This window comes from Yoonia sp. R78084 (genome assembly GCF_044595625.1).
GTDB lineage: Bacteria > Pseudomonadota > Alphaproteobacteria > Rhodobacterales > Rhodobacteraceae > Yoonia.
In genome coordinates, this window is record NZ_CP138993.1 from 1,148,441 (window position 1) to 1,163,709 (window position 15,269).

At 58.4% G+C, this 15,269-nt stretch carries 15 protein-coding genes; 6 read left to right on the forward strand and 9 right to left on the reverse strand.

Annotation, left to right across the window (positions count from 1 at the left end):
* Positions 1-62: 62 nt before the first annotated feature.
* Positions 63-1,238 carry a phosphoglycerate kinase gene (locus tag SJY29_RS05940; RefSeq protein WP_400087870.1) on the reverse strand — a complete coding sequence of 392 codons (1,176 nt, stop codon included), beginning with the start codon at positions 1,236-1,238 and terminating at the stop codon, positions 63-65.
* A 133-nt stretch (positions 1,239-1,371) separates the two neighbouring features.
* On the opposite strand from SJY29_RS05940, the gene SJY29_RS05945 reads away from it, so the two are divergent.
* The 4 genes from SJY29_RS05945 (at position 1,372) to SJY29_RS05960 (ending at position 4,478) form a co-directional block, all read left to right on the forward strand.
* A complete protein-coding gene (locus tag SJY29_RS05945; protein WP_400087872.1) occupies positions 1,372-1,878 on the forward strand; it encodes a peptidylprolyl isomerase in 507 nt (168 codons plus the stop codon).
* Positions 1,871-2,416, forward strand: coding sequence for a peptidylprolyl isomerase (locus SJY29_RS05950; protein ID WP_400087874.1), 546 nt, complete (start codon positions 1,871-1,873; stop codon positions 2,414-2,416). The genes SJY29_RS05945 and SJY29_RS05950 overlap by 8 nt, the downstream gene beginning before the upstream one ends.
* 92 nt (positions 2,417-2,508) lie before the next feature.
* Positions 2,509-3,474 (forward strand): DUF3179 domain-containing protein, encoded by a 966-nt coding sequence (locus tag SJY29_RS05955; protein WP_400087876.1) that lies wholly within the window; start codon positions 2,509-2,511, stop codon positions 3,472-3,474.
* A 107-nt stretch (positions 3,475-3,581) separates the two neighbouring features.
* Positions 3,582-4,478 carry a DMT family transporter gene (locus SJY29_RS05960; RefSeq protein ID WP_400087878.1) on the forward strand — a complete coding sequence of 299 codons (897 nt, stop codon included), beginning with the start codon at positions 3,582-3,584 and terminating at the stop codon, positions 4,476-4,478.
* On the opposite strand, the gene SJY29_RS05965 is transcribed toward SJY29_RS05960, so the two are convergent.
* The 4 genes from SJY29_RS05965 to SJY29_RS05980 are packed head-to-tail and all read right to left on the reverse strand — an operon-like array spanning position 4,453 to position 8,230.
* On the reverse strand, positions 4,453-5,868 hold the full coding sequence (locus SJY29_RS05965) for a YdiU family protein (protein WP_400087880.1): 1,416 nt from the start codon (positions 5,866-5,868) through the stop codon (positions 4,453-4,455). The two genes, SJY29_RS05960 and SJY29_RS05965, sit on opposite strands and share 26 nt — an antisense overlap.
* Positions 5,869-6,810, reverse strand: coding sequence for a nucleoside hydrolase (locus SJY29_RS05970; RefSeq protein WP_400087882.1), 942 nt, complete (start codon positions 6,808-6,810; stop codon positions 5,869-5,871).
* A gap of 59 nt (positions 6,811-6,869) precedes the next feature.
* A complete protein-coding gene (locus tag SJY29_RS05975) occupies positions 6,870-7,079 on the reverse strand; it encodes a hypothetical protein (protein WP_400087884.1) in 210 nt (69 codons plus the stop codon).
* Entirely contained in the window at positions 7,076-8,230 is a 1,155-nt protein-coding gene (locus SJY29_RS05980; protein ID WP_400087886.1) for an aromatic ring-hydroxylating dioxygenase subunit alpha, read from the reverse strand. The genes SJY29_RS05975 and SJY29_RS05980 overlap by 4 nt, the downstream gene beginning before the upstream one ends.
* Before the next feature lie 330 nt (positions 8,231-8,560).
* Between SJY29_RS05980 and SJY29_RS05985 the strand changes: the two genes are divergently transcribed.
* On the forward strand, positions 8,561-8,803 hold the full coding sequence (locus SJY29_RS05985) for a hypothetical protein (RefSeq protein WP_400087888.1): 243 nt from the start codon (positions 8,561-8,563) through the stop codon (positions 8,801-8,803).
* A gap of 85 nt (positions 8,804-8,888) precedes the next feature.
* Here the strand turns inward: SJY29_RS05985 and ilvN are convergent, their stop codons facing one another.
* The 4 genes from ilvN to yghU all read right to left on the reverse strand — a co-directional run bounded on the left by ilvN (position 8,889) and on the right by yghU (position 13,502).
* The gene (ilvN, locus tag SJY29_RS05990) at positions 8,889-9,455 is read right to left on the reverse strand and encodes an acetolactate synthase small subunit (RefSeq protein WP_110278606.1); all 567 of its coding nucleotides are present in this window, start codon (positions 9,453-9,455) and stop codon (positions 8,889-8,891) included.
* A 79-nt stretch (positions 9,456-9,534) separates the two neighbouring features.
* Positions 9,535-11,289 carry an acetolactate synthase 3 large subunit gene (locus SJY29_RS05995; RefSeq protein WP_110278607.1) on the reverse strand — a complete coding sequence of 585 codons (1,755 nt, stop codon included), beginning with the start codon at positions 11,287-11,289 and terminating at the stop codon, positions 9,535-9,537.
* A gap of 262 nt (positions 11,290-11,551) precedes the next feature.
* Positions 11,552-12,466, reverse strand: a complete 915-nt coding sequence (locus tag SJY29_RS06000) for a calcium/sodium antiporter (RefSeq protein ID WP_400088847.1) — start codon at positions 12,464-12,466, stop codon at positions 11,552-11,554.
* Positions 12,467-12,632: 166 nt separating this feature from the next.
* Positions 12,633-13,502 carry a glutathione-dependent disulfide-bond oxidoreductase gene (yghU, locus tag SJY29_RS06005; protein WP_400087891.1) on the reverse strand — a complete coding sequence of 290 codons (870 nt, stop codon included), beginning with the start codon at positions 13,500-13,502 and terminating at the stop codon, positions 12,633-12,635.
* A 433-nt stretch (positions 13,503-13,935) separates the two neighbouring features.
* Between yghU and SJY29_RS06010 the strand changes: the two genes are divergently transcribed.
* On the forward strand, positions 13,936-15,009 hold the full coding sequence (locus SJY29_RS06010; protein WP_400087893.1) for a LysM peptidoglycan-binding domain-containing protein: 1,074 nt from the start codon (positions 13,936-13,938) through the stop codon (positions 15,007-15,009).
* Positions 15,010-15,269: the final 260 nt, after the last annotated feature.

Consider the following 15,269-nt stretch of genomic DNA (forward strand, 5'->3'; position numbering starts at 1 on the left):
GGGGGCTGCGTGCCCGGTTGCAAATGTGTTAGCGCAACCGGGCAAGATGTTATCGCAAACAGTTAGCCAAGTGCGGCCACGCCGGGCAATTCCTTGCCTTCCATCCATTCCAGAAAGGCACCACCGGCGGTGGAAATATAGGTGAAATCATCCGCAGCCCCCGCCTGATTCAGTGCCGCCACGGTATCACCACCACCGGCCACCGAGATCAGCTTGCCTGCCTTGGAGAGTTCCGCCGCCTTCGCCGCCGCTGCGTTGGTTGCCGCATCGAAGGGCGCTATCTCGAACGCCCCCAAAGGGCCGTTCCAGACGAGGGTTTTCGCCTTTTCCAGCACCTCGGAAATATAGGCGACGGTTGCAGGGCCCGCGTCAAGGATCATCGCGTCTGCCGGACAGGCATCAGGGGCCACCGTTTCATTGGCGGCACCCGCTTTGAATTCGCGCGCCACCACAATGTCACGCGGCAGGATAATCTCGCAGCCCGCTGCCTCTGCCTTGGCCCGAATATCGCGCGCGGTGTCGGCCAGATCATGTTCGCAAAGCGACTTGCCCACATTGATCCCTTGCGCGGCAAGAAATGTATTCGCCATCCCTCCACCGATCACCAGATGATCCACCTTGCCTACGAGGTTGCCAAGCAGATCAAGCTTTGTCGACACTTTCGCGCCGCCGACAACCGCCACCACAGGGCGTTCGGGTGTGCCAAGCGCCTTTTCCAACGCGCCCAGTTCTTCGGCCATCAAACGGCCCGCGCAAGACGGCAAGAGCCGTGCAATCGCTTCGGTGCTGGCATGGGCGCGGTGGGCGGCAGAGAAGGCATCGTTGACGTAGATATCACCAAGGCTTGCCAGACGTTTGGCAAAGCCTGTGTCGTTCTTTTCCTCACCGGGGTTGAAGCGCAGGTTTTCCAAGAGCAAAACCTCATCATCCTCCATCTCGGCCACGGCATCTGCATAGTCCGAATTGACCCATGTCACCGGCAGGCCCAGAACATCAGCGACCGCAGGGGCGATGTGTTCCAACGACATCTCGGACACGACCTGACCTTTCGGGCGGCCGAAATGGGCCATCAGGATGACCTTGCCGCCTTTTTCTTGAATATCATCAACTGTGGGAATGATCCGCTCAATGCGGGTCGTGTCGGTCACGACGCCATTCTCGACCGGCACGTTGATATCCACACGCACCAAGGCGCGTTTGCCCGCAAAATCCATGTCGTCAAGTGTCTTCCAAGCCATCTTCATGCTCCTGTGCGTCAGAGGTTTTACAATGGTGTTGCGGCAATCTCGCGCCCGCGTCAACCAGACCCGCTTGGCAATCGTCGCAAGGGGTCATATGTCAGGGGCGAACCAGAGAATGAAGGAGTGCCCCATGGCCGAGATCAAAGACCCCGAAAACACCATCATCATGACGTTGAAAGGCGGCGATGTGATTATCCAATTGCTGCCAGAAGTGGCCCCGGCCCACACCGCCCGCATGAAAGAACTGGCGCGGGCCGGCAAATATGACAACGTTTGTTTTCACCGGGTGATCGACGGGTTCATGGCGCAGACAGGCGACGTGGCCAATGGCAATATGGAAGACAATTTCAACATCGGCCGCGCAGGCACTGGTGGCTCCGACCTGCCTGACCTGCCTGCCGAATTTTCCAAGATCCCGCATGCGCGCGGATCGCTGGGTGCGGCGCGTTCTGCGAACCCGAACTCGGCCAACAGCCAGTTCTTCATCAACTTCAAGGACAACGACTTCCTGAACGGCCAGTATACCGTTTACGGGCAGGTCATTTCCGGCATGGAGCACGTCGATGCCATCGTGCGCGGCGAGCCGCCGATGAACCCTGACCGCATGATCAGCGTCAAGGTCGCCGCCGATGTTTAAATACGCTGCTGCATTTGCTGTGTTGGCCACCCCTGCGCTCAGCGCGGGCTTGGAAATCGACATTGCGGGCGAAGCCAATGGCACGATTGTTATCGATCTCTTCGAAGAGACAGCGCCGCTGCATGTCGCCCAGATTACCGCCATTGCCGAAGCGGGCAGCTATGATGGCGTGGTCTTTCACCGCGTGATCGACGGGTTCATGGCGCAAACGGGTGACGTGGAAAACGGCGTGATGGGCATGGACCTGTCGCGTGCGGGGACTGGCGGTTCTGAGTTTGCGGATATTCCTGCCGAATTCTCGGACATTCCCTTTGAACGCGGGGTCGTGGGCATGGCCCGCGCGCAAAGCCCCAACTCGGCCAACAGCCAGTTCTTCATCATGTTCGAGCCGGGCTATTTCCTGAATGGGCAATATACCGTTGTGGGCGAAGTCACCGAAGGCATGGAGCTCGTTGACCAGATCAAGCGCGGTACAGGTGCCAATGGCGCCGTGATCGGCCAGCCTGACATGATGGCCGCGGTGCGCGTGACCGAGTAAACAAATCCGTCTGGCCCCCTCACAACTCCGCGAGGGGGCTAGGCGCAAACCACACAATCGGACACCCTGTGCGCAACTGCCAGGAGAGACCGATGCGCATTTTCCCTACGTTTCTAGCATTCTGCACTGCTGCGACCATGTCTGCGGCAAGCCCGGAATTCTGGGCCTTTGAATGGCCGAACACCGATTTTGAAACGACAAGCGTCGAAAGCTGGGTCGAGGTTATCTCGGGCGGTCCGCCGAAAGACGGTATTCCGGCACTCGACAATCCTTCGTTCGTGACTGTCGCCGACAAAGCGGGTTTGACACCACGCGAACCGGTCATCACTCTTGAGATTGAAGGCGAGACGCCGCGCGCCTATCCGATCCGCTATCTGACATGGCACGAGATCGTCAACGACGTGGTCGGCGACATGCCTGTCGCTGTCACCTTTTGTCCCTTGTGTAATTCCGGCATCACCTTTGACCGGCGCACCGCAGACCGAACGCTCAGCTTCGGCGTGTCGGGCAAGCTGCGGAATTCCGATATGATCATGTATGACCGCGAAACCGAAAGCTGGTGGCAACAGGCCACAGGCGAGGCGATTGTAGGTGAACTGTCAGGGGCAGACCTGACCAGCCTGCCCAGCTGGATGGAAAGCTGGGAGAGCTTTGCAAGCCGCAATCCCGAAGGCTTGGTGATGGAAGAGCCTGCGTTCAACCGCAACTACGGGGCCAACCCCTATGTGCGCTATGACAGCTCCCGTCGCCCGTTCCTTTATTCCGGTGAAATGCCCCCCCATGACATCCCCGCCTTGGCGCGTGTCGTGCGCGTCGGTGATCGGGCGTGGCCACTGACCCGGCTGGCAGAGGCCGGCACCCTGAGTGAAGCGGGGGTGACCCTGTCATGGACCGCAGGGCAGGCCTCGGCGCTGGACAGTGCCGCCATCAGCGCAGGCAGGGACGTGGGCAATGTGCGGGTGCGCGACGACGCGGGTCATGATCTGCCGCATGATGTGCTGTTTGCTTTTGCGTTCCACGCCTTCTGGCCCGAGGGGATGTGGATGATTGGCAATTAGCCTTGTGCCGGTCTGCGCGGTTGCTGCCTCCGGCGGAAGTTTGAAGGGACATGGAAAGTCATAGGGTTTCGCTTGACATGGGGGCGATGCGTGCATGATCTGCGCGGATGGAAAAGAAATCCCAGATTGATCTGTTCGGTGCTGTGGCACTCACAAGTTTTGCGCTTTTGCTGGCCTTCAATCAGGTGGTGATCAAAGTCACAAACGGCGGGTTGCAGCCTGTGTTCTTTGCAGGGCTTCGCTCGGCAGGGGCTGTTGTCTGTATCTGGCTCTGGTTGCGCTGGCGCGGCATTCCATTGCGTTTTGAAAAGGGCACGCGGGCTGCGGGCTTTGCTGTCGGTTGCGTCTTTGCGTTTGAGTTTCTGTGTCTCTTTGTGGCCCTTGATCTGACGGCCGTCAGTCGCGCTTCCGTGATTTTCTACTCCATGCCGGTCTGGCTTGCGATCATTGCGCATTTCATCATGCCTGACGACAAGATCACGCCGGTCAAAGCCGTTGGCCTTGGGCTTGCTCTTGTGGGGGTCGCGATTGCCATCCTGACCCGGGACGACGGCGTGGGCAGTTTCTGGGGCGATCTGGCGGCCTTGGGGGCTGCAATCGGTTGGGCCGTCACAGCGATGATCGCCAAAGCCTCGTCGCTGTCGCGGGTGCGTCCTGAAATCCAGTTGATGTGGCAGGTTGGCGTCTCGGCGCCGCTATTGTTGTTTGCCGCACTCTTCTTCGGTCCCTTTATCCGCGACATCGCGCCCATCCATATCGCGGGGCTGGCGTTTCAGATTGTTGTGGTGGTCAGCGCGGGCTTTATCTTCTGGCTTTGGCTTTTGTCGATCTATCCCGCCTCCGGTGTCGCCTCGTTCAGCTTTCTGTCACCGGTGCTGACGGTGGCGCTTGGCTGGCTGTTGCTGGGCGAAGAAGTTGGACCCAATCTGATCCTAGCTCTGATCCTCGTCGCCATCGGGATCCTGATGGTGAACCGGCCTAAGTCCCGCAGAAGGTCCGCGTAACCATTTCGTCCTTGCTGGGCGCGCGCGCAAACTTGGCGGTGGTGTCGGTCAGGGGCGCGTAGGGCGCTGTCACTGCCGCCAGAAGCGCGTGGAACGGCGCATAGTCGCCAGTGCGGCCTGCCTGAATGACCTCTTCCACGCGGTGGTTGCGCGGGATGATCTGCGGATTGGCCTGCGCCATGATTTGCGCGGCACCGGCTGATTTGCGGGTTTGCCACCGCGCGGCCCATGCATCAAAGGCATCACGGTCGATGAATTGATCGCGCGCATGGGCTGCGTCCAGATTGGCGAATGTGTTGGTAAAATCCGCTCCATCTTTGGCCATCAAATCCAGCAGATCATTGATCAGCGGGCGGTCATCTGCCTGAGGATCAGCGATCCCCAGTTTTGCGCCAAAGACAGACAGCCACGCGTCTTCATAGAGCGCAGGCATACGGTGGACGGCGGCTGTAAAGTCTTCAATCGCCGCTTCACGGTCCGGCATCAGCGGAATGAGCGCCGTTGCAAACTGCGCCATGTTCCACGCGCCGATCCCGGGCTGGTTGGAATAGGCGTAGCGCCCGTACTGGTCGATTGCACTGAACACGCTGTCGGGGTGGAACCCGTCCATGAAGGCGCAAGGCCCGTAGTCAATTGTCTCGCCCGCGATCGAAACATTATCAGTGTTCATCACCCCGTGAATGAACCCCAGCCCCATCCATTGCGCGATCAGCTTGGCATAGCGGGCGATCACCAGATCAAGCAGGTCCGCAGGGCCGGTCGCGTCGGGGTAGTGCCGCGCGATGACGTGGTCGGTCAGCGCTTGTAGGGCCTGCATATCGCCACGGCTGGCGAAGAACTGGAATGTGCCGACACGGATATGGCTTTGGGCGACGCGGGCGATCACGCCACCGGGCAGGCGTTCTTCGCGGTAGACGTCTTCGCCGGTGGTTACGGCGGCCAGCGCGCGGGTTGTAGGCACACCCATTGCATGCATCGCTTCGGAGACGAGATATTCGCGCATCACAGGCCCCAGCCACGCGCGCCCGTCGCCGCTGCGTGAATAGGGTGTGGGGCCAGCGCCCTTGAGCTGGATATCGCGGCGGATGCCGTCTGTGCCCACAACCTCACCCAAGAGCACCGCGCGCCCGTCGCCCAGCTGCGGGTTCCAGTTGCCGAATTGGTGACCGGCATAGACCTGCGCAAGCGGGGCGGCCCCGTCGGGGATATGGTTGCCTGCAAAGACCTGTGCGGCATCCGGTGCGGCCAGATCAGCAGGATCAATCCCGAGGATCGTGGCAAGTGCCGCATTTGTTGCAATCACCTGCGGGGCCTTCACCGGTGTCGGCAGTTGCGCCGTGTACATCTGCTGCGGCAGTTTGGCATATGAATTGTCGAAAGGGATTTGCATTTACAGACGCGCCAGTCTTGCCGCCAGCAATGCGTAAAAGCCCGAGGCGTCAATATCCTTCATAAACAGCGCATTGGCGGGGCGGTCGGTGACGCGCCACCAGTCGGCCACGGTCATGCCAAGGGTCAGTTCGGCCTCGGTTTCGATTTCCACATTGATATGACGCCCTGCAAAAAGCTGCGGTTCGATCAGATAGGCGATGGTGCAGGGGTCATGCAGCGGCGCGCCTTCGGACCCGTATTTCTCCATATCGAAGCGTTCAAAGAAATCGGTCCAGGCCGCAACCATATCGCCGACCTTTGTGTGCATGGACCGGAAGGCGTCGATGCGGTTATGCGTGGTTAGCGCCTTATGCGTCACATCCAGCGGCATCACGACCAGCGGCACACCTGCACCAAAAACGATCTTGGCGGCCTCGGGATCAACATAGATGTTGAACTCGGCGGTGGGTGTGATGTTGCCAACCTCGAAATAGGCACCGCCCATCAGGACGATCTCCTGCACGCGTTCGATAATATCGGGTGCGCGTTCAAAGGCGGTTGCGATATTTGTCAGCGGGCCGATGGGGCACAGGGTGACAGTGCCGCTGGGTTCGCGGCGCAGGGTCTCGATGATGAAATCCACCGCGTGCTGCTCTTGCAAGGGCATCGTGGGGTCGTCCATCTGCGGGCCGTCAAGGCCGGTCTTGCCGTGGACATGCTCGGCCGTGACCAGCTTGCGCTTCATGGGCGCATCGCAGCCCGCAAAGACCTTGGTCTCGGGCTTGCCTGCCAGTTCGCAAACAATCCGCGCGTTCTTTTCGGTCAGGGGCAGGGGTACGTTGCCCGCCACTGCCGTGATCCCCAGCACCTCGATGTCCTCGGGCGAGGCCAAGGCCAGCAGGATCGCCACCGCGTCGTCTTGTCCGGGGTCTGTGTCGATAATGATTTTGCGCGGTGCCATGTATTTGTCCTGTCTTGCTTACCCCTAAACTGGGGTGAAGGGCGGGCAGGGGCAAGGGGTTAGACGCGCCCTTGCGCCTTCAGACGGCGATAAAGCCGCTCTGCGGCGGGATCACCTTTTTCAAGCGCGTAGATATAGGCGTGGGTCAGGTAGAAACAGGCGGTGTCCAGATCAGGGGCCGCATCCGCCGCCTCGGTATAAAGGCCAACCAGCGCTGCGCGGTCATCGCGGGCGTGTGAGTCAAGCAGGCGGTCTTGGAGTGGCGTCATGGGGTCGCTAGATGCGCCGCGACTTTTTCCGCCACCCAATCGTGGAAGCAATGGGTGGGGCCGTCCATCGCGGGGCTGAAGCGGCCACCGTCAAAATCAGGCGCGTAACGGCCCTTTTGCATGCCTTCGACCACGAAGATATCTTCTTCAAAGACCACCTTCCATTGCGCCGCGTTCTTGGCGCGCAAGGCGTCGTCGGTTTTCGGTGCAGCATAGTAAAGGTGGATATGCTCGCGCGTTTGCGCGTGGCTCACAGGTTCCAGCACGATCACAAAGGCATGGTCGCGCTGCACGCCCAGCAGGACGTTGGGAAAGACGGTCAGATATTCGCCACCTTCGGTCCATTGCGCGTCAAGTCCCGTAAAATCTGGGAATACTGCGCCATCGTCACCCGTCAGCTGCCGGTAAACCAGCGTGCCTTGGCCCGAGAATTTGCCTTTCTCGTTGATGTTGTAGTGATCCTCCAGCCGCGAATAGCTGTTCAGGCCGGGGTGGACCCACGGCAGGTGATAGCTCTCGCAATAATTCTCGACCGCCAGTTTCCAGTTGGTTTTGACATCAAGGGAAAAGGTGCTGTCCTCGCCACCGTGATACATCGGCTGGTCAAAGGCGGACCAGCGGGCGATCAGATCGGCGTGGACCTCCTCAAAGGGGGCGGCGGTGCCGTCGATGTTGATAAAGACAGTGTCGAACCAGATATGGCTGCGCACCTCGATCAGCCCCAGCAGGGATTTGTCGATTGCCTCATGGGTGTTGTGGCCAGGGCCGCCCACATGGGGGGTCGACACCAGTTTGCCTTCGGTGGAATAACACCACGAATGATAGGGGCAGCGGATGGCGCCTTCGATCTTGCGCGGTTCGGCCACAAGGATCATCCCGCGATGGCGGCAGATATTCTGGAACACGCGGACCTGACCCGCACGGTCGCGGACCAGCAATAGCGGCATACCCAGAAATTCCATCGGTTTCGCATCGCCCGGCTCTGGCACGTCTGAGGCAACGGCAAGGCCGGCCCAGTTGGCACAAAGCACGGCCTGTTTTTCGATCTCGAAGACGGCAGGGTCGATATAGTGCGCGTTGGGCAAACCATTGGCTGTCTCGATCGGCTGGCGTACCGCGTCGAGTGCCTGGGGGGAAATGTCTTTTGCCATGGGTCACATCCTCATTGTGACAAAACCCTAGCACAGGGACCGGTCAAAGATTCGGTCTGACCGCGACGGCGGATTTTCCCCCAGCGACATTGCTGGCCATCATGCGCCAAAGATTGCCATTTCGCGCAGAGTGCTTAGGTGGTCTGTTGCCGGTGGGTTTGGCGTGCGGGATTGTCAGCGTGCTTTAGCGCATCACCGACGCAGAATTTGGCGCAACGGCGCTGGAATACTGTCTTTTCCGCCGTGCCTATGGAATGGTTGCGCAAGGACGACCAATTGTGACGGCGAAGGCAGCAAAGCCTTCTTCATGTCCTTATAGGAGAACGAAAAATGACACGTACACTTAAGCTGATTGCACCAATTGCCGTACTTACTGCGCTGGCTGTTCCCGGCTTTGCCCAAAGCGCCGATATCGATATCAACGGCGATGGCATGTACAGCTATCCGGAAGTTCAGGCGGTGATGCCTGAAATGTCCGAAGATGATTTCGCGGCACTCGATACATCGGGTGACGGCCTGCTGGACGCGGACGAGATTGCCGCAGCGACAGAAGCGGGCCTTCTGCCAGCCTAAAGTCTGTTCGCGCCGGTCCTGCCTCTGGTCCGGCGCAACAACGCGTCCCTCGCGTCATGCCCCAATCGGGCGCGGGGGATTGCGCTTAGGCGACGGAGCCGCGCGCGAGTGCTGCCACGCCGGTGCGTGCGATTTCTGTCAGCCCCAAAGGCTGCATCAATTCGGCGAAGGCGTCGATCTTTTCAGATGTGCCGGTGATCTCGAAAACGAATGATTCCAATGTGCTATCCACCACACTTGCGCGGAAGATATCGGCAAGACGAATGGCCTCGATCCGATGTTCGCCGGTGCCCTGCACCTTGAAGAGCGCCAGTTCGCGTTCAACAGACGGGCCCTCAACCGTCAGGTCGTTGACCTTGTGCACATCCACGATCCGGCCCAACTGCGCCTTGATCTGCACGATGATTTGCGGCGTGCCGCTGGTCACGATCGTAATGCGTGAACGGTGACCCAGATGGTCCACCTCGGCCACGGTCAGGCTGTCGATGTTATAGCCGCGGCCCGCAAAAAGCCCGATGACGCGCGATAGAACCCCCGGTTCGTTTTCAACAAGAACCGCCAGCGTGTGCCGCTCTTCCTTATCGGAAAAGGTGGGCCGTAGGTCATAGGCGGAGTGGCTGGTCGAGCCTTTTTTGATTTTTAGCGGTGACATGTGTTTGTCCCTTTAGTCGTTATTTTTCCGGTAAACAGGGCGTACACACCCTGTACACAATGCGTGCAGACAGATGTGCTTACACCATCACCGCGCCGTCAGATTTGATTGCGTTGGCTGTATCGGCGTTTTCGCCCAAGAGCATCTCGTTATGGGGTTTGCCTGACGGGATCATCGGGAAGCAATTTTCGTGCTTTTCCACCAGACAGTCGAACAGGACCGGCCCGTCATGGTTCAGCATCTCCATGATCGCATCATCCAGATCATCGGGGTCGGAGCAGATGATACCTTTGGCGCCAAATGCCTCGGCCAGTTTCACGAAATCAGGCAGCGATTCTGACCAGCTGGAGGAATACCGCTCGCCATGCAGCAACTCCTGCCACTGGCGCACCATGCCCAGACGTTCGTTGTTCAGGATGAACTGTTTGACGGGCAGTTTATACTGCATCGCCGTGCCGAGTTCCTGCATGTTCATCAGCCATGAGGCCTCACCGGCCACGTTGATCACCAGCGCATCAGGGTGGCCCATCTGCACACCGATGGACGCAGGGAAACCGTAACCCATCGTGCCCAGACCACCAGATGTCATCCAGCGGTTCGGATCCTCGAAATCAAGGTATTGCGCGGCCCACATCTGGTGCTGTCCCACTTCGGTGCAAATGTAACGGTCGTGGTTCTTTGTCAGCTCTTGCAGGCGCGACAGGGCGTATTGCGGTTTAATGACCTTGCCCTTTTGTTCGAACTTCAGACAGTCCACCTTGCGCCATTCGTTGATCTGACCCCACCATTTCTGGACCGCCTCTTTGTTGGTCTTGCGACCGCGGGATTTCCAGACATTCAGCAGATCTTCCAGCACATGCGCCACATCACCCAAAATCGGGATATCGACCTTGATCACCTTGTTGATTGACGAGGCGTCGATGTCGATATGCGCCTTGGTTGAGCCGGGGCTGAAGGCATCGAGCCGTCCGGTGATCCGGTCGTCAAAACGTGCGCCGATGTTGATCATCAGGTCGCAGTCGTGCATCGCCATGTTGGCCTCATAAAGCCCGTGCATGCCCAGCATGCCCAGCCAGTTATCACCGGATGCGGGATAACAGCCCAGACCCATCAGCGTGGATGTGATCGGGAAACCGGTTTCCGCCACCAGTTCGCGCAGCAGTTGGCTGGCCGCAGGGCCCGAGTTGATGACACCGCCGCCGGTATAGAACACAGGGCGTTTGGCGGTTTCCATCGCCTCGGCCAGTTCGGTGATCATTTCCATGTCACCTTTGACCTGCGGGTTGTAATGGGTCTCGACCTGACGGGCCTCGGTGTATTTGCCGGTGGCGAACTGCACATCCTTGGGAATGTCGATGACAACAGGGCCGGGGCGGCCGGACGTGGCGATGTGGAACGCCTCGTGCAGGACGGACGACAGTTTGTCGGTCTCTTTGACCAGCCAGTTGTGTTTTGTGCAGGGGCGGGTGATGCCGACGGTGTCGCATTCCTGAAACGCATCAGAGCCGATCATGAAGGTCGGCACCTGACCTGTCAGCACGATGATCGGAATGCTGTCCATCAACGCATCGGTCAGACCTGTCACAGCGTTTGTAGCACCGGGGCCGGACGTGACCAGCGCCACACCGGGTTTGCCGGTGGAACGGGCGTAGCCTTCGGCCGCGTGCACCGCACCCTGTTCATGGCGCACCAGCACGTGTTTGATGCTGTTTTGCTGAAAAATCTCGTCATAGATCGGTAGGACGGCACCACCGGGGTATCCAAAGACTGTGTCCACGCCCTGATCAATCAGTGCTTGAACAACCATTTTTGCGCCCGTCATGGTCTTTGTCATCTGTCTCGCGTCCTTCGCGTATCTGGTTTCTTTAGTCACAAAAAAACCCCCGAGTGTGTCGGGGGCGCATGGGATCGTTATGGATTTACCGTTACCGGCCCATGCGCGTGTTTCTCACAATTAGTACGACGTGTGTCATCGGGGTTCCTTTTGCTTGGGCGGACATTAGTGCGCGGGAAAAGGGGGGTCAACCGCCGGAATGGAGAAAATGTCGTTTCAGGGCGGTTTTTTGCAACTTTCTTTCAAAAGGTGTTTTTGCCTGTCAGAGATTGGCTGTCGACAACAGATATGCTGTGTAAGCGAGAAGCATGAGTGTTCCGGTGATCCGCCCCAGTCTGCCGGTTAGCCACAATAGCCCGACGGTGACGGCGGTCAGGCCCAGCAGGAACGGCATATCAACGGCAACAAAGCGCGCAGCGACAGGGATTGGCGTGACCAATGCCGTTACACCCAGAATGCCCAATATATTGAAAATATTGGACCCGATCACATTGCCGATCGCGATATCACGTTGTCCGCGGATCACGGCGGTGACGGTGGTTGCCAGTTCGGGCAAAGAGGTGCCGATGGCCACGATGCTCAACCCGATCATCGCCTCTGACACGCCGAAATCGCGGGCGATGATGGTGGCACTTTGCACGAGGTAATGGGCGCCGACCATGAGTGTGACAAGCCCGCCCAGTGTAAAAACCACACCGCGCCCCAAGGAACCTGCGGGGGTGATTTCATCAGGGATATGTCCGCCGGATTGCAGACTGGTGACCAGGAACACCGCAAGACCTGCGACCAATACCAACCCTTCAATCCGTCCTATTTCGCCGGACCACAGCACAAGCGGTAGCGCAAGCGTGGCTGCAATCATCCAGCCCAGATCGCGCCGGAGGGTTTTGAAATTGACAACGATAGGGGCCAGTATGGCGGCCAGCCCGAGGATCAGCAGGGTATTGGCGATGTTGGAGCCTACGACATTCCCGATCGCGATACCGGATTGCCCGCCAAGGGCTGCGTTCAACGACACAAGCAGTTCAGGCGCAGAGGTGCCAAAGCCCACCACGGTCAGCCCGATCACCATGGGCGAGAGCCCGAACCGCAAGGCAAGGCCACTGGCCCCTTTGACCAGCATATCGCCGCCAAAAAAGAGGGCTGCGAGCCCGAAAACCAGAATAAGATATGTCAGCATCACGCGCCCCCTGCTTTTGTGTAGAGAAGCCGCCGCGCGGGCGTTTACAAGTGGAGGCCGAAAATAATTATCCCGCAGGTTTCACTTTTGGCGGGCGGGCACATACCCGAAACCAAGACCCTGTGCAGGTCTTGCTTCGGGCAAGTGTGAAAGCCTTTGCCAATCAACTTTCCTCGGTCCCGATCTTGTCCCACGTTTGCGTCTCGAAATCGCCTGCATCATGGCGTTCGCGCAACTGCTCGGCCGGATCACCCCATGCGCGGTTCACCATCTTGCCGCGCAAATAGGCGGGACGGTTCATCACCGCATCTGCCCAGCGGTTGACGTGTTCATAGGAGGCCACATCAAGGAATTCAGCCGCATCATAGACAAGGCCTTTGACCAGCGCGCCATACCAGGGTGCTGTGGCGATGTCGGCAATCGAATAGCTGTCGCCCCCCAGATATTCGCAGTCTTCAAGCCGCTGGTTCAGCACATCCAGCTGGCGCTTGGCCTCCATCGCGAAGCGGTTGATGGGATATTCGAATTTCTCCGGAGCATAGGCGTAGAAATGGCCGAATCCGCCGCCAAGATAGGGCGCCGAGCCTTGCAGCCAGAACAGCCAGTTGAGCGTTTCCGTGCGTTCCGCCACGTCTTTGGGAAGGAACGCCCCGTATTTCTCGGCCAGATAGAGCAGGATCGCGCCGCTCTCGAACACACGCACGCCAGTTTCCTTGTCGAACAGGGCAGGGATCTTGGAGTTGGGGTTCACATCCACAAACCCGCTGCTGAATTGGTCGCCTTCCTGGATGTTGATCAGCCAGGCGTCATATTCGGCGGCGTGGCCCGCGGCCAGCAGCTCTTCGAGCATGACGGTCACTTTGACCCCGTTCGGCGTGGCAAGCGAGTGCAGTTGCAGCGGGTGCTTGCCGACGGGCAGGTCTTTGTCATGTGTTGGCCCTGCGATCGGGCGGTTGATATTGGCAAACTGACCGCCGCTTTCGGCGTCCCAAGTCCAGACTTTCGGCGGGGTGTAGGCGGTGGTCTCTGACATGTCTTCTCCGTTCAGGGGTATTTGATGTTCATTTCAATGTGGGTCGCATTGCTGGCGCTGCAAGGCTTTGCGTGCTGCAGATGCAAAACAGCCGCCCGAGATTACTCTGTTCAACCATCGTATGACAAAAAATTGGGATGCCGCAAAATCAGCCATATTTCCGCCGCATGAAGAAAATGAGCCGGGGTTTCACCGTTTCTTTTTTCACTACAGTAGCGCGGTTTCGGTCCTGTTAGATCTCAAACCGGGGTTAAACACTGCATCTTGGTTGTACGAAAGTTAACAGAAAGAAACTTTGTATTGGTCCCGATTTGGTCAACATTTTGCCTTTTTCTGCAGGATAGTGGGCCGCAAGGAAACCGAAATCGGTGACGACGGTTCATTCAACGTAAGCATTTTGCGCTGCGGCGCTCCTATTGGGAAAGGAAACACAATGTATAAGGCTTCCACGAGTATGGCTTTGGCTGTTGCAGCAGCGGCAGGGTTCACAACAATCACCGCAGGGCAGGCGCAAGCGCAAGAGGCGTGCTCGACATATACTGTTGTGCGTGGTGACACATTGAGCCGTATTGCATCCGAGGCAGATGTGCGCGGCGGCTTCCGCGTTCTGTTTGATGCCAACACCAACGTTCTCGAAAGCCCGAACCTGCTTGAAGTCGGGCAGGTCCTGACGATTCCCTGCGCCGACGGATCATTGCCAACAGGTGCTGCGCCCGTTGTCGCGGCCTCCACAGCGCCTGCACCCGTGACATCTGCGCCTGCGCGGCCGTTGCGCATTGCCACAGGCTCTGATTACGCGCCCTTTACCGATGAAGACTTGCCAGGTGGCGGGATGATCACGCGGATGGTCGACCGGTCCATGCAACTGGGCAATCCGGATCAGGAATATGATATTGTGTTCGTGAACGACTGGGGCTCACATCTTGAGACGCTGCTGCCAATCGGTGCCATCGATATGGCCTTCCCTTGGTTCCGTCCCGATTGTAGCCGCGTTGAAAACCTTGGGCCGGCGAGCGCCAGCCGGTGTACGGAATTCAACCACTCTGACCCGTTCTATGAAATTATCGTAGATTTCTATACGCTGAATGGCAGTGAATATGCCAATGCACAAAGCACCGACGATCTGTTCGGGGCGCGTATTTGCCGGCCCGAAGCGTGGTTCATGTTTGATCTCGAGGCAGCGCAGCTTGTCGAGCCGAACATCACTTACGTGACAACAGTGGCACAGAACGGCTGCTTCCAGCTGTTGAAGGACGGTGAGGTCGATGTTGTGACATATGACGCGCTGCCAGCCGAAGAGGACATTCGTTCTGCCGGTATGGAAGACGCCGTAGCCACACTGGAACCGCTGCGCGGAACCGTGTCGTCACACATCTTCGTTTCAAAGAACAACGCTTTCGCCAACGAAGCCCTGCCGATCATCAATGCAGGTCTGGAACAGCTGCGCCTGTCGGGCGAGTGGTTTAACATTGTGCGTGAAAGCATCCAAGAGACCGTCGAGAACTAAATCAAGTTCCCTCCTCCCAGGATGGAAGCGTCCGTTGCTTGATTGCAGCGGGCGTTTTCATTTGTCAGGGGCAGGTGTGACGCGCAGGCCGGTAGTTTGCCTGAACGTGCATGTGATATTGTTGCGATCTGTGCTGCTTGCGCGCAATAAACACCCTGTCTCTACCCGTTTTGCGTGTTCCGGCGGGGCCGTAAGTCGGATTTGCGTAAAGATTGGTCAAAAAAAATAACAATTTTTGCCATTTGCACGAATGTAATGCT

Excerpts from the sequence above, each read along its gene's own strand:
- SJY29_RS05980 (WP_400087886.1), bottom strand. The coding sequence starts at position 8,230 with ATGGCAAAAGACATTTCCCCCCAGGCACTCGACGCGGTACGCCAGCCG.
- SJY29_RS05965 (WP_400087880.1), bottom strand. The coding sequence starts at position 5,868 with ATGCAAATCCCTTTCGACAATTCATATGCCAAACTGCCGCAGCAGATG.
- SJY29_RS05945 (WP_400087872.1), top strand. The coding sequence starts at position 1,372 with ATGGCCGAGATCAAAGACCCCGAAAACACCATCATCATGACGTTGAAA.
- SJY29_RS05950 (WP_400087874.1), top strand. The coding sequence starts at position 1,871 with ATGTTTAAATACGCTGCTGCATTTGCTGTGTTGGCCACCCCTGCGCTC.
- SJY29_RS05985 (WP_400087888.1), top strand. The coding sequence starts at position 8,561 with ATGACACGTACACTTAAGCTGATTGCACCAATTGCCGTACTTACTGCG.
- SJY29_RS05960 (WP_400087878.1), top strand. The coding sequence starts at position 3,582 with ATGGAAAAGAAATCCCAGATTGATCTGTTCGGTGCTGTGGCACTCACA.
- yghU (WP_400087891.1), bottom strand. The coding sequence starts at position 13,502 with ATGTCAGAGACCACCGCCTACACCCCGCCGAAAGTCTGGACTTGGGAC.
- SJY29_RS06010 (WP_400087893.1), top strand. The coding sequence starts at position 13,936 with ATGTATAAGGCTTCCACGAGTATGGCTTTGGCTGTTGCAGCAGCGGCA.
- SJY29_RS05970 (WP_400087882.1), bottom strand. The coding sequence starts at position 6,810 with ATGGCACCGCGCAAAATCATTATCGACACAGACCCCGGACAAGACGAC.
- SJY29_RS05955 (WP_400087876.1), top strand. The coding sequence starts at position 2,509 with ATGCGCATTTTCCCTACGTTTCTAGCATTCTGCACTGCTGCGACCATG.
- ilvN (WP_110278606.1), bottom strand. The coding sequence starts at position 9,455 with ATGTCACCGCTAAAAATCAAAAAAGGCTCGACCAGCCACTCCGCCTAT.
- SJY29_RS05975 (WP_400087884.1), bottom strand. The coding sequence starts at position 7,079 with ATGACGCCACTCCAAGACCGCCTGCTTGACTCACACGCCCGCGATGAC.
- SJY29_RS05940 (WP_400087870.1), bottom strand. The coding sequence starts at position 1,238 with ATGGCTTGGAAGACACTTGACGACATGGATTTTGCGGGCAAACGCGCC.
- SJY29_RS05995 (WP_110278607.1), bottom strand. The coding sequence starts at position 11,289 with ATGACAAAGACCATGACGGGCGCAAAAATGGTTGTTCAAGCACTGATT.